This window comes from Allocatenococcus thiocycli (assembly GCF_921292965.1).
GTDB classification, from domain to species: Bacteria; Pseudomonadota; Gammaproteobacteria; order Enterobacterales; family Vibrionaceae; genus Vibrio; species Vibrio natriegens.
In genome coordinates this window covers 129,418-145,053 of record NZ_CAKLCK010000045.1, presented here as the reverse complement: position 1 = coordinate 145,053, position 15,636 = coordinate 129,418, and the positions used below count along the sequence as shown (strand labels likewise).

12 protein-coding genes are annotated in these 15,636 nt (G+C 40.6%); 2 read left to right on the top strand and 10 right to left on the bottom strand.

What is annotated here, in order from left to right:
* Window positions 1-127: 127 nt before the first annotated feature.
* From L9Q40_RS19080 to L9Q40_RS19070, 3 genes are read right to left on the bottom strand one after another with little or no spacing between them, the layout of a single operon-like run.
* Window positions 128-796, bottom strand: coding sequence for a TVP38/TMEM64 family protein (locus tag L9Q40_RS19080; RefSeq protein ID WP_188740965.1), 669 nt, complete (start codon window positions 794-796; stop codon window positions 128-130).
* On the bottom strand, window positions 796-1,536 hold the full coding sequence (locus L9Q40_RS19075) for a glycosyltransferase family 2 protein (RefSeq protein WP_498794234.1): 741 nt from the start codon (window positions 1,534-1,536) through the stop codon (window positions 796-798). The genes L9Q40_RS19080 and L9Q40_RS19075 overlap by 1 nt, the downstream gene beginning before the upstream one ends.
* 57 nt (window positions 1,537-1,593) lie before the next feature.
* Window positions 1,594-2,598: an SDR family NAD(P)-dependent oxidoreductase gene (locus L9Q40_RS19070; RefSeq protein ID WP_498794233.1), complete on the bottom strand. Its 1,005-nt coding sequence runs from the start codon at window positions 2,596-2,598 to the stop codon at window positions 1,594-1,596.
* A 459-nt stretch (window positions 2,599-3,057) separates the two neighbouring features.
* On the opposite strand from L9Q40_RS19070, the gene L9Q40_RS19065 reads away from it, so the two are divergent.
* Window positions 3,058-3,582 carry a cytochrome b/b6 domain-containing protein gene (locus tag L9Q40_RS19065; protein WP_353613395.1) on the top strand — a complete coding sequence of 175 codons (525 nt, stop codon included), beginning with the start codon at window positions 3,058-3,060 and terminating at the stop codon, window positions 3,580-3,582.
* An 8-nt stretch (window positions 3,583-3,590) separates the two neighbouring features.
* Here L9Q40_RS19065 and L9Q40_RS19060 read toward each other — a convergent pair whose 3' ends face one another.
* The 5 genes from L9Q40_RS19060 to L9Q40_RS19040 all read right to left on the bottom strand — a co-directional run bounded on the left by L9Q40_RS19060 (window position 3,591) and on the right by L9Q40_RS19040 (window position 9,734).
* Window positions 3,591-4,850 carry a sensor histidine kinase gene (locus L9Q40_RS19060; protein WP_353613396.1) on the bottom strand — a complete coding sequence of 420 codons (1,260 nt, stop codon included), beginning with the start codon at window positions 4,848-4,850 and terminating at the stop codon, window positions 3,591-3,593.
* A complete protein-coding gene (locus L9Q40_RS19055; protein ID WP_353613397.1) occupies window positions 4,837-5,523 on the bottom strand; it encodes a response regulator transcription factor in 687 nt (228 codons plus the stop codon). The genes L9Q40_RS19060 and L9Q40_RS19055 overlap by 14 nt, the downstream gene beginning before the upstream one ends.
* A 268-nt stretch (window positions 5,524-5,791) precedes the next feature.
* Window positions 5,792-7,708, bottom strand: coding sequence for an LTA synthase family protein (locus L9Q40_RS19050; RefSeq protein ID WP_498794232.1), 1,917 nt, complete (start codon window positions 7,706-7,708; stop codon window positions 5,792-5,794).
* Window positions 7,709-7,743: 35 nt separating this feature from the next.
* Complete coding sequence (locus L9Q40_RS19045; protein ID WP_353613399.1) at window positions 7,744-8,118, bottom strand: diacylglycerol kinase; 375 nt, start codon at window positions 8,116-8,118, stop codon at window positions 7,744-7,746.
* Window positions 8,119-8,141: 23 nt separating this feature from the next.
* Window positions 8,142-9,734 carry a phosphoethanolamine transferase gene (locus L9Q40_RS19040; protein ID WP_498794253.1) on the bottom strand — a complete coding sequence of 531 codons (1,593 nt, stop codon included), beginning with the start codon at window positions 9,732-9,734 and terminating at the stop codon, window positions 8,142-8,144.
* A gap of 730 nt (window positions 9,735-10,464) precedes the next feature.
* On the opposite strand from L9Q40_RS19040, the gene L9Q40_RS19035 reads away from it, so the two are divergent.
* Window positions 10,465-11,505 carry an IS481-like element ISVvu4 family transposase gene (locus L9Q40_RS19035; RefSeq protein WP_498792724.1) on the top strand — a complete coding sequence of 347 codons (1,041 nt, stop codon included), beginning with the start codon at window positions 10,465-10,467 and terminating at the stop codon, window positions 11,503-11,505.
* Window positions 11,506-11,555: 50 nt separating this feature from the next.
* Here L9Q40_RS19035 and L9Q40_RS19030 read toward each other — a convergent pair whose 3' ends face one another.
* Entirely contained in the window at window positions 11,556-13,331 is a 1,776-nt protein-coding gene (locus L9Q40_RS19030) for a hypothetical protein (RefSeq protein ID WP_498794231.1), read from the bottom strand.
* 9 nt (window positions 13,332-13,340) lie between these two features.
* Entirely contained in the window at window positions 13,341-15,590 is a 2,250-nt protein-coding gene (locus tag L9Q40_RS19025) for a hypothetical protein (RefSeq protein ID WP_498794230.1), read from the bottom strand.
* Between the last annotated feature and the right edge of the window lie 46 nt (window positions 15,591-15,636).

Sequence of the window (15,636 nt, the reverse complement as noted above, 5' to 3'; positions counted from 1 at the left end):
CTTATTTGATAGTCTTACTGGGATTAAAGAATTAGCCCATCGTCCCGTGTCTTCGCAGATCCACGCTTTCTAGTTCTGACCTAGCAAGTATCTGAACAAGCTAACCTAGACTTTGTGAAAACGGGTTTCATAATTCCTCTTCCATTTTTAATAGTTCAACACGGCTCTTAATATGATCTCTGTAAAGAAACCCTGTGAGGATAGCGCTCATGACACCAAAGAAAATGCTAAGGTATATCATTGTGTTACTTGAAGACTGAATTCCTGCCCCCACAAGTGCAAAGATAATAATTTGCGGGAGATAACCGAGTATACTTGCAGTAAGAAATGCGAAAAAAGGTACTCGGACACTACCTGATAAGACGTTAGTCACAACGTTGTTCCCAATAGGAAATAGCCGTAACAGCAATATTTTGTAAAACGGCTTACGACTGGCAAAGGAATTGAACTTAATCATTTTGTTCGGGAAGCGTCGATATAACCAGTTTGCGAATATAAACCGAGCGCAGTAATAATTTAGTGCCGCTGCAAAAATACAAGCGAACAATGTTAATGTAACGCCTAAGTTGATACTGAATAAATACCCAAACACCAATGCAATTGCTTGCTTTGGCCCGCTAAAAGATAAAAAGATGACACTGAAAAGGAATACCACCATTTTCCCTGTCGTACCATTTTGTTGGATGTAACCGACAAGCCAGTTCTTATCTGTCAAATGAACCATAACAGGATTATCAAGCTGATTGGCAATCAGTACCCCAACAACAATGAGAAATAAAAGCTTAATCCACTTCATTATTTGCTATTCACACTACTTACAGCTTTGACCATTGGATTTTTAGTACGTCGTTGTAACCAAATGACACCAAGTAAATCTACGATGCCGACCCAAGCCCTATTCCAAGCGTTGTAATTTGAAGTGCCGGCTTCTCTGTCTCTATGTGCCACTTGATGAACCACAATTTCACCATCTAAGGATTTGATCAACGCGGGTAAAAAACGGTGCATATGGTCAAAGAATGGCAATCGAAGATAGGTAGCTTTAGGAATGACTTTTAAGCCACAACCGGAGTCTGGTACGCCATCACCTAACAGAGCATGTCGTATTGTATTGGCGACTTTAGATTGGAAACGAATCCAAGCAGTATCTAAGCGTTTAGCCCTGTAGCCTGCAATACAGAAATGTGTTTTTTTCACTTGAGCGGCGAGCTCTAACATACTTGGCATGTCTGACGGATCATTCTGACCATCGGCATCTGATGTAATGATCCACTCACCTTTCGCATGTTTAACTGCGGTTAAAACAGCGGTACTTTGTCCGCAACTTTTCTCATGACTCACAATCTGCAAGTCGCAACCACACTCTTGTGCAGCATCAAGCGCTTCCTGCACGGTATTATCGGTACTGCCATCATCAGTGATGACAATTTCAAATTGAGGATAAACCTTCAAGCTGTCATGAATTTCTTTAACTAACTTCCCTATATTCCCTTGTTCATTTTTAGCTGGAATAACGACTGATATACTCGGCAACATGAGCTCTAACCTTGTTTAAGCTATCTGTAAATAAAAACCTACAGAAAATCATTTTTCTTATTTGTTATAAAATTCTCGGTACCATGACACAAACTCAGCGATACCTTCTTGTATAGATACCTTTGGCTTGTACCCGGTTACCTGTAAAAGATCTTCAGTATCGGCGTATGTACGGTAGACATCGCCCGGTTGCATCTCTCTGAAGTTCTTTTTCGCCTCAATACCTAGTTGGTTTTCTATCCCCTTTATAAAATCCATAAGATTTATAGGAGAACCATGTCCGATATTGTAAACCGCAAAAGGAGCAGAGCTACTCGCGGGTGAGCCGTCCTCAACCTTCCAATGCTTATTTGGGCTAGGAATGACATCTGCAATCCGTACGATACCCTCAACAATGTCGTTAATATGTGTAAAGTCCCTCCACATATCCCCATTGTTGTTAATATCGATGGTATCTCCTTCTAGTATCTTCTTAGTAAAGAGAAAAGGCGCCATATCGGGACGTCCCCATGAGCCATAAACGGTAAAGAAGCGTAGTCCAGTGGTAGGAATTTGATAGAGATGCGAATAGCAATGCGCCATTAACTCATTAGATTTTTTTGTCGCTGCATAAAGGGAAACAGGATGATCAACGCGATCTGACGTAGAGAACGGGACTTTACTACTTAGCCCATAAACGGAACTGGAAGAAGCATAAACTAAGTGTTGAATTCTATTCTGGCGGCAAGCTTCTAATATATTTAAATAACCGGTCAAATTAGATTCAACGTAACAATGGGGGTTATCTATTGAGTATCGTACACCTGCTTGCGCAGCAAGATGAATAACCCGCTCAAACTTCTCTTTCTTAAACAACGTATCAATTGCTTCTTTACTCGAAATATCAAAAGGATAAAATCGAAATAATGGGTGTGCGGAGAAATGCAATCTTGCATGTTTGAGCGCTACATCGTAGTAATCGTTAAGATTATCCACACCAACCACTTCATGTCCCTGAGCATTGAGCTTTCTAACCGTTGCACTTCCTATAAAACCAGCAGCTCCAGTCACTAAGTACTTCATAATTAATCACTAAAATTTTTCTCATATAATGTGTATTTTTGTTAAAAATGTAAACCTCATTAACATGATTTCATGAAGTTGACAGCGATTAAAAAAGGTTGATTTTTTACCAAAAAATGGGCTTACCACCCAGTTAGATACAAATTTTCATTACAGCTTTCGATAGACTCATTAAGGAGAGTCCGGAAAACCGCTTTTGAAGCACTCCTACTTTAAGCTGACACTTGCTGAGTTTTAATCTGACCACTTTTCTTAAGCGTGTCTTAAGTAATCAGCACTAACATCGGATTGCATATATCTGATTTAATAGGGGATGTCGAAAAGCTAGGGAATAAATAGAGAAGCTACAGAGATAAAATTAAAAAATGGCGCGGAACATTAAAAACTTCAGCGGCTTCGATGGTACGCCAACACAAACCTATGACTGCTCAGCAGTCATATCAATAGTTTATGAGAATAATGAAGACTAAATCAACGCATTGGGATCCCGTAGTAAAAGTGACTCACTGGGCAGTAGCAAGTCTATTTCCGTTGAACTTTTTCTTAACTAAGGCAGGTAGTGACGTCCATCAGTACATTGGTTATAGCTTAGTCGGCATCATTGTTATCCGACTGGCTTGGGGTTGTATAGCACCACCTCCTGCAAGACTTACATCATTTTTGCCTTCTATACCTAACGCAGTTAGCCACCTTAAAGAGGTAATAGAGACAAGCACCGATGATTATCAAGGCCATAACCCGGCAGGAGCTGTTATGATTTGGAGTATGTGGGGAAGTGTTCTTGTCGCCGGTACATCAGGCTTCATGATGGAAACTGATCAATATTGGGGAGAAGATTGGATAAAACTGGTTCATCATGGGGCGGTGAATGTATCCTTTCTTTGTGTCTGCCTCCATATATGCGCCGTTATTATCATGAGCCGCATAACAGGACGGTCATACTTACGGAATATGCTTCCTAAACGCAAAAATACTAAGACTTAAACTCTCGCTCACTGAAACGTTATTAATGCTTCACATCCAATAGTAGGTCGGTTCTTAATAGAAAAACTCCAATGATATCTGCGACATAAATCATCAACGATTAGCAAGCCCAAACCATGTCCATCCTGATTAGGAGACTGACTTAAGCCCGGCCCATTATCCCTAATAGCTAATGAGTCTGTGGATACTTCTAAAGTTACGACGCCTTGAGAAGTCGCTGCAATCGCGTTTCTCAATAAGTTTCCTATCACCATATTCAGCACTGCTGGCGCGGCTTTAACCGATGGTCTCTGATGAAAAATTAGTTCAACGTCGATATTTTTGTCTTTTGCCTGAGCACTATTGAGTTCAATGATGTTCTCAAATTCGTCTTTGCTTACCATTCTTTCAACAGTGTCATCTTCACTGCGTTCATAACGCACAAGCCCTAGTAATGCATCAACCATCGTGGTCATCTGTAATGTAGCTTCATTTATACGGACGACCTGTCTTTTTTGAAAATCGTCAGATACCTTTCGTTCTAAAAGTTTACTTGCGCCTTTCACAATGGTTAACGGTGTTCTTAGTTCATGGCTAGCATAACGGGCGAATGCCTGTTCACGCTTTAACAAATTGTGAATATCATGACGGTATTGATTGAGCTGATCCGCTAAAATCTGAAATTCACTGGCACCACCTGGTGGAATATCAAACACATGGGTGCTATTACCGCTTTGTTCGGTTAATTGCTCTATCAAATGATTAATGGGAGTTATCAGGCGTTGTGTTAAACGATTCAACAGTAGTCCAAAGACAAGCAATAGCCCCGCAATACTAGTGATCACTATTAGACTGGCATACACTATTTCATATTCACCAAATTCAATTTGATTGATATCAGATAGCAATATAACGGGGTTCCTTTCTCCATTGTTTGTGTAGTAACCAAAGTAGAGCATCAATGATTCATTCCCGTAGCCAACTTCACCGACATAAGAGTCTCTGCCTTTGAAGTACTTATGATACTTTAATGGGACCAAGCTGATATCGTTATATGCATGAGTGAGAACATCTATGGATATTTCACCATTTTCTCCATCAATAAACCTCTGTATTGCTTCATTTTTATCTATTTCTATACGGCGTTCCCCGACTTTATCTTCAGACCAGTGTAAGGCTGCAAAAAAAATCATATAGCTGACTAAACCCATCACGAGGGCGACTATCGTAAAAAATATCGCTAGTTGGCTTGTTAAGGTACGAGTGCTGGCAAAGTTAGTTTTTTTCATTCACGTTCTCCAATCGAAAACCAACCTTAGGAACCGTAATCAACATAGATGAAGCGAACGGTTTATCTAACTGGGTTCGCAGTTGATAGATATGACTGCGCAATACGTCATTACTAGGTTCATTGTCTTGCCAAAGCATATTGATGATATCAGTGCGCGTTACAATTTCAGGTGCGCGTTGGCAGAGTAACTCTAGAATTGAATAAGTTGTGGGGTTCAGAAGGAGCCGAACTCCATTACGATAAGCCTGATGTGTTTTTTGATCGATGAGTAAGCTACCAAACTCCAGGGACGAATCTGTAACCGCTCGTCGATAACGTTTTATCAGTGCGCGTAAACGTGCATCTAAAATTTCAAGGTCTACTGGCTTAGTTAAATAATCGTCAGCCCCATAGTTGAAACCATTTAACATATCATTTCGGCTGTCCAATGCGGTTAACATCAGCACGGGAGTTCCGTTCCCAGCCTCTCTAAGCTTCTCACAAACCGTCAAGCCATCCATACGTGGTAGCATAAGATCAAGAATGATGGCGTCAAAACCTGATTCTAACGCAAGTTTTAGAGCTAATTCTCCATTGTCGGCATAATCAAGCTCAACCTCTTCACTCGCAAAGTAGTCAAACAAGATCCCGGCAATTTCCTTGTTATCCTCAACTATTAATATTCTTTTCATATAAAATCTTTCTTTTTCTTATACTTACAATGGTGGGCACATTCATTGGCTTTAGCCGCTTGTTTACTCCAGCTAACATATTGTATTAAATAACCAAACCACTCTTGAACAGGGTAGCCATACAAGAACGAACATCGGGAAGAACGTCTTATTGCTCCTCCCGAAACTATTCTCATAAAATGGTCTGGTCAAAAGATTGAGTTTGTCAGGTTGTACAAGTTACAACCTTATAGAGCCCCTCCCTTTTCAAATAAACAAACAATCACGTTTATTTATCGACATGGGAATACCATCCTTTTTGATAAGCCATACTACCAAAATTAGCATAGGCATGCGCTTCCTTGGTCAGGGCTTGATCAAGCTGAGTCTCGATAAGTTGTTTGCCATCTACCAAGAAAGTTTTTGGTGTTTTATCGGGTTGAAAAATTACCGCCTTGCCATTTTTAATATACGCAAAGTTCTTATCATATTGCAGCATTGCCCTCAATTGAGAATCATCTAATGGCTTAGTGAAGTCGTTACCAAGCATTGGGTGCTCACCGGAAGCGCCTATCAGTGACAGAAGTGTTGGGGCAAGATCAATCTGGCTTGCTAGCCGAGCATCCTCTCTATGCCCCACATCGTTGCCAAAAATAACAGCAGGGATATGGAAGTGCCCAACAGGGACTAAACTCGCGCCAGACACACGGGAATCATGATCAGCAACGACCACGAATATCGTATCTTTCCAGTATTCCGATTGTTTTGCTTTTTCAACAAATTGTCCCAAAGCATAATCAGAATATTTAGCGGCATTATTACGAGTTTGTTTTTGACTGTCGTACTGTGAAATTTTGCCATCTGGATAATCGTACGGAGAGTGATTCGACGAAGTAAATACAAGGCTAAAGAATGGCTTACCTTGTTTATGTAGCTCGGCGAACTCTTTATCCGCTTGATCATATAAATCTTCGTCAGATGCGCCCCAAGAACCGTTAAAATCTATTTTCTCGAAATCACTGCCTTGAACAATATCTTGAAAACCATTACCTAAGAAGAATGTCTTCATATTATCGAAATGCGCTTCACCACCGTAAATGAACTGTGTGTGATATCCCTGCTCACCAAGAAAACTGGCTAAAGTAAAAAAGTTTTGCTGAGATTTACCCAACTTAACAACAGAGCGTGCTGGGGTTGGGGTAAAACCAGTCACAACAGCTTCAATCCCTCTGACAGAACGCGTACCGGTCGCGTATAAGCGGGTAAAGTTCCATCCCTCATCCATGATTTTGTCGAGATTAGGAGTCAGTGGCAATCCTCCCAATTTTCCTACGTATCTCGCCCCCAAGCTCTCTTGCAGCAAAATAACTAAATTCTTCTTACGACTAGGAAAACTAGAGGTATGCATCGTTTTTGTTGGAATAAGAGGATCAGAGAATTCAGCATGTGGATTTTGTAAAGTACTGCGAACTTGAGCAAGCAGAGCATCTTGCTCCAGAGCGCCATAAAATTCAGCACTCGACATTTCATTCTTTGCTTGTTTCCACGCAAATGCGACTGAATAAGCAGAATTTAAGCTGAGATCATTTAACAAGTGATCCGTTGAAAATGCCACTAATGCCGGGTTTATCGGTCGATGCTCTAACGTACCACGAGCACCCAGAATAAGAAGGCAAACAACAGCAAGTTGCATTGCTACTTGCTGTAAGAGCGCCCCTTTGGTTTTTTTAGGCCAAACAATATCGAACACTTTACTCAACAATCTGGCTGCGATGAATAGCCCTGCTACGGTGACTAAAATTTCGATTTTGTAACCCGAAATCAGCATCGAAAAGACTTCTTTTGGATAGACCAGATAATCGATAAACAATCGGTTTGGACGCAAGTCATATTCAATAATGAACGTGGGAGTAATCAGTTCAAAGAACAAAAACAACATGCTGCCACCCACTAAGTAAACTTTTAGAGGTAGGCGAAGGTAGTGATTCGCTTTTAGCAATGTTGCCAGCATTATCAGCAACAATGCTGGTACTAGCAAATAACACACTGCCGAAATATCAATGCGAAAACCACCGAGAAAAATTTGGCCATAGTCAACAGAGGCAAACGCACGCTCACTCTGCCATAACGAAAGCATTAATCGCGAAGCACTCAATAATATTAAATCAATCAAAGCAAAGCACAGCACCGGCAGTAAAGTGCCCATTTTTACTCTTGAATCGTCATTGCTCTGCGTTGAAATTAGCGCAACCACAGAACCGTTCCCCAAATAGCCAGAGAACAAATCATGCTCAATAGTACTAGAGCGGAGCCGATATTCTTAGCTACGCCAGATAACGTGTGATACTCCAATCCTACTCGGTCAACCACAGCCTCAATTGCGGTATTCACCATTTCGGCAAACAGCACTGACACCATGCCCAACATAACTAATAAGGTATGCATAGCCGGTAAATCCAGCCAAAATGCAAAAGCGGATAGCGGTACAAATAGCATTAGTTCTTGTTGGAAGGCAGCTTCGTTTTTACAGAGCCATTTGAAGCCGTTATAGCTATGGACAAAGGTATACATAATACGATGAATACCTTCACGTTTAATGATGATCTCTTGTTGCATGTTTACGGTACTTTATAAAATGGTTATGCATCTAAGCGGCAGCTGTATGTGATATCCAGTTCTGAATCTTGAACCTCTGAGTGAACACCATACACTCCAAGCAAGCTATGAAATAAGTTATCGTGTGATAATGTGTGTTTCTGTGCTTTTTCTTTAAGACATTGAGTACTTAGCCCTTTTTGCTGAGCATACTCTTCTGGCATCCACATTAACCAAGGCACTTGTGTTTGCTCCTTCGGTGCTATCGCATAAGGTGTACCGTGCAAGTACAGCCCACCTTCACCCAGTGATTCACCATGATCAGAGATATAGGTCATCATGACGTTATAGTCGTTCGACACGCTTTTCAGTTCATCAATCACTTGGGATAATACATAGTCGGTATACACCAGTGTATTGTCGTAAACATTAACGATTTGCTTGTCGTTACAGTTTTCAATGTCGCTACGATTACATGCAGGTTGGAACGGCGCTTGAGCATCAGGGTAACGCTGCCAGTAAGTCGGGCCATGGCTACCTATCGTATGCAAAACCAACAACTTGTTACGAGAGCCATCATCGATAAACTGTTTGGCATCTTTAAGCATCGCAACATCAAAACAAGTTGAACCGTTGCAATCGTCATTTTTAAGCGATGCATCGATGGAAATGTAAGTTAGATTTTGAGCGACACCTTTATCGCCTCCGTCATTATCAATCCACATGACATCAACTCCTGCGTGTTGAAGTACATTGAGTACATTGTCCTGAGCAGCTGCGCGGGGTTTGCTGTAAGAATTGCGAGTCATATTGGAGAACATACACGGAACGGACAAAGCTGTGTAAGTGCCACACGATGAGACATCCTGAAAGGCAATTAAGTCCATATCTCTCGTGTACGGATTGGTATTTCGCTCATATCCGTTGTAAGCAAAGTTCATAGCTCGTGCAGTCTCACCTAAGACGACGACCATCAACGTTGGTTTTCCGTTAGGAACTTCAACCACCTTCGCATCTGTACCTAATGTTTGGTAAGCCAGTTTAGTTTCGAAATAGGTTTTCTTAAGGTATTTTGCGCCATTGTAGATGTGCGCAGGGTTAATCATTTTGTTTAAGTAACTATTATTACGGCCTACTGAGGCGTAATCTTTGTAACAAGTCTCCGCAATAAGACCAATACCAACAACAGCGACTAGAACAAGACCAACTCTGGAGAGAAGAGCATATTTCCAATTTTGAAACGGTGTTATACGAACGGCGGCTATGAAGACACAAGGTACGACACCAAAAGCGAATAAATAAAAGACTGTCGTATAATTTAGGTAGAAAAAGGCTTCAGATGAGTTAGTTTCAAACACACTTTCCATCATAGTGGAATCAAACATGGTCTGAAAATTTACCGCCGCGTACAATGCCCCAGCAGAGGTCAGTACCACAAAAAACATAAACGGCTTAAAAATATAAGACCAAGCAAATGCTGAGAAAATAATAATAAATGCACAGCTCAGTAACACCGGCGCGGTATAAGGGAAGACAGGATTGGAAACGTCTGAACTCAGATTAAAAATAGTTTTCAGTACGGGATAATTCATCACAGTACCAAAATATACAGCACACAATATAACGAGTGTTGTCATATGCATCGGAATACGATACGTAGGCAATTTTTTTATTAACATCATCAATGATAAACCTGGTAATATTTCTTATGGGCATAGGAATTTAGTTATTTCAGAACTAGTGAATAAAATGGAATAGACTTTCACAATTCTGAGGTAGGGTTAGTATTGCAATTGATGTGTAAAAAAATTGTCGACAACGGTATTTCTGGTGCACCAGCTTTCTTCTCACTGCCTGATTATATTGAAACTTAAGCCTGCATCGCATCACTGGTATTTTTTGCTATTAGCGACTTCTAATGTCTTGTCAAGATATTAAGTACCTGTGCATTCAGACAAGTTCTAGCCAACTCAATTAATGGGATATTGAAGTTAAAAGATCCCAAGAGTTATGGTTCAATTCAAGAGTCCTGACACTAATCAGTAAAACAAATCTAGTAAGAAGAACCCAACAGGTTTCACTTTCAAGAAGGCCCAAACTATCATCGCTTAGATTAGAAAAACTAGGGCTATACAACGCCAGAAAGAAGCGTTCTCATTCTTTGGCTGACAAACAATGGGGCAGATTCGTGTCAGGCTCCCTTGGTAATCACAAGTGCCCGCCATGAAGTGTTTTCGAACAATATTGTAGATAGCTAATTTGTATTAGTTCCGACTAGATCTGACACTTCAATTTGAAAAGAAGAGAGTTACCCACTTTGATTAAAGGTGCTTAATCACTAATCAAAGACAAAAAGAGGTAACTCTCATGCTTCATACTAGCAATCCAATCATCAAACACAAAGCGGGCCTTCTCAATCTTGCAGAAGAACTCGGTAATGTATCTAGAGCCTGTAAGGTTATGGGGGTATCAAGAGATACTTTCTACCGTTATCAAGAGTTGGTTGAGACGGGGGGTATTGATGCTCTGATTAACCAGAGCCGAAGAGCACCGAACTTAAAGAACCGTGTTGATAGTGAAACTGAGCAAGCCGTTATCAAATACGCCATCGACTTCCCAGCTCATGGACAAGTTAGAACGAGTAATGAATTACGTAAACTGGGGGTATTTATCTCTCCAAGTGGCGTACGCTCAATCTGGCTTCGCAATGACCTAGAGAACTTCAAGAAACGTCTTATCGCACTGGAGAAACAGGTCGCAGAGAGCGGTATTATCCTAACAGACGAGCAAGTTGCTGCCCTTGAGCGCAAAAAGCATGATGACGAAGCTTGTGGTGAGATAGAAACAGCGCACCCAGGTTATCTTGGCTCTCAAGACACGTTTTATGTTGGCAACCTTAAAGGTGTTGGACGCATCTATCAGCAGACGTTCGTTGATACCTACAGCAAAGTTGCCTTCGCTAAGCTCTACACGACAAAAACACCAATCACCGCAGCAGATATGTTGAATGATAAGGTTCTGCCGTTCTTCGAGACTCATGAGCTGCCAATGTTGCGAATCTTGACTGACCGAGGCACTGAATACTGTGGTCGTGTTGAGCAGCACGATTACCAGCTCTACCTAGCCATTAATGATATCGACCACACGAAAACTAAAGCGATGTCACCACAAACAAATGGTATCTGCGAACGCTTCCACAAGACCATATTGAATGAGTTCTACCAAGTGACATTCAGAAAGAAACTGTATGGTTCTATCGAAGAGTTGCAGAAAGATCTGGACGAATGGATGGACTACTACAACAATCACCGTACTCATCAAGGAAAAATGTGCTGTGGCAGAACGCCGATAGAAACATTAGAGGATGGAAAATCAATCTGGGCTAAAAAGAATCTAGCCCAGATATAATCTGACAGGCACCAAGTCGAAAAACGGGTAACTGTCAGATCAGGTCTGAATTAGTACAATTTAGCTAATAGAGCTTCTAATTCTTTTTGTTCATCAATCGTCAATTGCGTAGTGTGCTTGTTATTTAAGGTATCGAGCTTAATCACATCATTAAAAGGCTGGTACGCTCTAACAAAGCCTTCCCAGTTCGCTTTAACTCTAGTACCAATGTATCTTTCAGATTGATTAATGTTCTCTTTTTTAGCATTTCCTACGTAAGAATACAGGCATGGCTCATTACCTTCATGCCCAAACACCTCATTTAATTGCGCAGCAACTTGATAACATTGAGAAGTAATTTCTCGATTAATTTTGGTCGCGCCGCCCGTTTTAGGGACAAGCCACTTAAGCTTGAAGCGAAATGGAACGTGAGCATTATCGAGAATGTCCAAGTTTGGTTCAGACTGTATCGCACTCAATGGAAAACCAAATTCAGATTGTCGGTAGCCTGTCCACGCCACTACAAGGCTAGTCATCGCATGAAGTGGAATATTCAGAATTGCTTTAAAGGTTTGATACGTTTTGAGCTCTGAGTGAGACAATTGTTTATTTGCCCAAGCGCCAATATCAGCAAGAAACTGCTCCCTCCCCAATCTTTGCTTAGAGACAATTGTTTGCATTTTTTCGTACACATCATCTACGGATAATTGGCTTAAAGACTCAGCCTCTAAAAAGGTTTTATCTAAGGAAAGCAAGTAGCCTTTCCATACCTCATCCGATGTCTTATGCCCCTCCAAACCTAAGTATTTTTGCAGCATTAATATTCGAATTAATTCCACTGAATCACTTCGAGAAGATAAGCCTAACTCAATAACTAACGCTTCAATGGATTGGTCTTTTAAAGACGTTACCAACTCAAATCGCTTCGAGTATTCCTTAAAAAGCGCATCTTTCACTTCCACTGCAAGAGCATTTAAATTAATCCCTACCCTGTGGGCAGCACGCTTGTACTCTACACCCCTCAATACCGCTGTAAGCATGACTTCATGAAGGGCTCTAGATGGATTGACATCTAAACTCTTCATCCCATATTTAGTGTCGATACTCTCCAATACCAGCCTACATACGGAGGCATACAGAAAGTCGTTTTGATAAACCGGATTAAGATAGTCAACGTAATACTGCCCCAATTCAAGTCCAAGAAAGTTAAAGCTACCGCCTTTTTTAAATTCAGCAAGCGTGGTGCTGTATTGTGATTGACAGACGTCATCTAAGCTCTTTTCAATTTTCTTTTGTGTTAGAGAGGAATCAATAACACCAACCACACCAAGAGCTTTGAGGTTGTTTCTTATTTTATGGAATGGAACTGGTTGAATTGCCCCTAGATAAGAAGGCGTAGATATGCGGTTCACAAATCCATACTGGTTGACCGTTCTTCCCATGAACGAGGTCCAAAAAGACTCCAATGACGATACAGTAAGGCTTGTTGCACTACTTTCTTTAAGGAAAGCAAAAAGGTGCAGCATCATTTGATAAGCGAAAAGAACATTATGAGCACTCGTAGGGCTGGTAACATTCAGACAAACTAACTTTGCATATTCCCTCGCATTTAAAGGGAGGTCATGACCATCCTTTAAATAGGTTGCTATGGATTCATGGTTAAAAGCAGGTAAATCAAACCATGAGAAATCTAACGTTGTGACGCTACCATTTTGTTTAACTTTAAAGTGCCAAGTGTCAGAATAAATATCGCCTTTATTACTCATGAAAAATGGGTTAGCGGTCAGCTTTAAATTCTGATCATGCCAAAAACTATCAATTGGATTTTTTAATACGGTTAGTGCCATAGCTCCCCTTTATATCGAGTGAAAGACGCTCATTACCACGCCATTTTTTATCATTAAGTCAAACTGCTCCCGACCTTTACGCTGTGAAGCTTTACTCACCTTCGGCAAGGTATCTTCTAGCCATTCCACAGTCGGTATCACGGTTTTAAATAAGTGGTCAGGGCTATGAGAAAGAAGCTTCTTGTAATTCTTTTTGAATTCATGGAGATAATTGTGCATTTTTAAAACTGTAATAGGACTATCTGAAACATAAATAGGCGATAACGCTTCGTTTTCTTTTTGGTCACTCAACGCCATCACGCCCACCTCATTAACACGCCCTTTTTCTTGCCCTGTGACAACTCTAAGCCTTGCATTCATTTCCTCATGTTTGTATGCAATTAAATCTGTGACTGCCATGAATTCACTATTAAATGCTGCGACTTGTTTTTCATTGTCTTGGTCAAAATTCAAGTTAAAAACATTCTGAATTAAATCCAGCATCACCTCACGAGTGATTCGACCAGAACTATTCATCCACTCTTCATTCTCTTGGGTTAAGTAGCTTACTTTCTCGGTTTGGTTTGAGTGAGAGTTTCGATTAATCAGGTAATTCAAGGTATATGAGTCACTAAATGCATGAACCGCACTATTTTTAATAGCTTGAAGACCAAAAATATATCTCTGACAAGGCGATGGCGATTGAGCGACTAATTTTCGCCTCTCCTCTATCGTTATTTTTTTAGGGTTTTCAATTACATTCGCAGGATGGATACCACGGGAAATCAGGCCGCAAATTGCTTGAGGCATTAAATTGGGCATCTGCTTTTTTTCGTGTGCAGCTTCAAGTTTTTCAGACAAATCGCTTATTTGAAGTAGCGCATTAAAGACACCTAAAAATGAGTTAATTTTGTTACTAATCGTCAAGTCTTGCTTAATAAAGAATGGTAAGCCTTCATCTTGTTGTTCAAGCAACTTTAAAAGCGCCTTACCTTCTGGTGCTCGAGCGGATAGAGAACGCGTTGTATGAAACACTTTAGCCCGACCTTTAAAATACTCACATTCAATATTAGTGACTCTCCCGCCAACTTTCATCAATCTAAAGTCAGAGTGCCTTAGTTTAGGTATGTCAGTCGGTTGCACCGTTAAGCTTGCCATTAACCAAGCAAACATTAACCGCTCTACATTAGTCATTGCTTTTGATGAGTCATCCTTTAAGACCCTCTTTATCCATTCGATAGAGAGAAGAGAGCCATCTAGAAATGCAGAAGAATGCAACATTGTGAAATCCACATTAACTTTCACTTTGTCACGTTCTTTATTCAGAAAAAGGCTATCACACTCATCCTGACTCTTTAATGCAGAAGAAATAGTACTGTAGGCAGCTAAACTATTTGCATTAGAAAGAATGAAAGTCTCTAGCGCCGCTTTAAGTGCATTCGTTGGATTATCTTGCTTGTGGTAAGCAGACAGCATCAAATAAATGATATTACCGACTGCTTTACACTTCTCAGACCTACGATCCTTTGACTCAATAGATAACCAATGGCTTAACTGAGGTCCTATATTCTTAATCAGCGTATGTAGTTCATCTTTATAAACTTTCATTTCAAGAATAATAGTGGCTGCGGTTAGGCTTAATGAATGCACCGACAGATTTGGGGAAGCGAGAGCGGAATAAAGCTCACTTCCAATACCAATGTCGTCTCTTCTCAACCAATCTAACGCACCAAAATAACTGGCTATAGATTTTTGAGACTTATTCAGGTTAGGGGTATGTTTTGTTTTGCGAAGCTCAATAAGATACGCATACTCATCACTACTTAACTCTTTTCTTAATGATTCAGACTCGATGGTATAACCCAACACAATCTTTAAGCTGATTAATGGGCTTGACCCCCCATGATTCTCTAACTCATCCATACGGTGGGTTTCGTAAAGTTTTAGTATTTCGTATCGATTTTCAATTTTGTGGGTATTAAGCCATACAATGAATGGCTTGACTGCTGTTGAAAATATTTCTTTTGCCGAAAGCGCAGCGCTTCTATCAAAAAAGGTGTAGTTATAAGCCGCAATCATTGCCTTGTAGATAATCGCTTTATCGGAGTCCTTTGTGTCGGTCATTAATAGAGTATACGCAGCATTCTTTGCAGTCCTAGGGATAGAAATAGACCTAACAGAGAAAGGCAACGCTAGTGATGTAATAGGTTGCTTTTTCTTAAATTCACTAGATAGCGCCTTTTCTATCTCAGCGCTAGAAAATCCCTCGAAATCACCCATGAACCACCTCCTTTAGTAACTGCTCTCTCTGGCCACAAGCATGAAT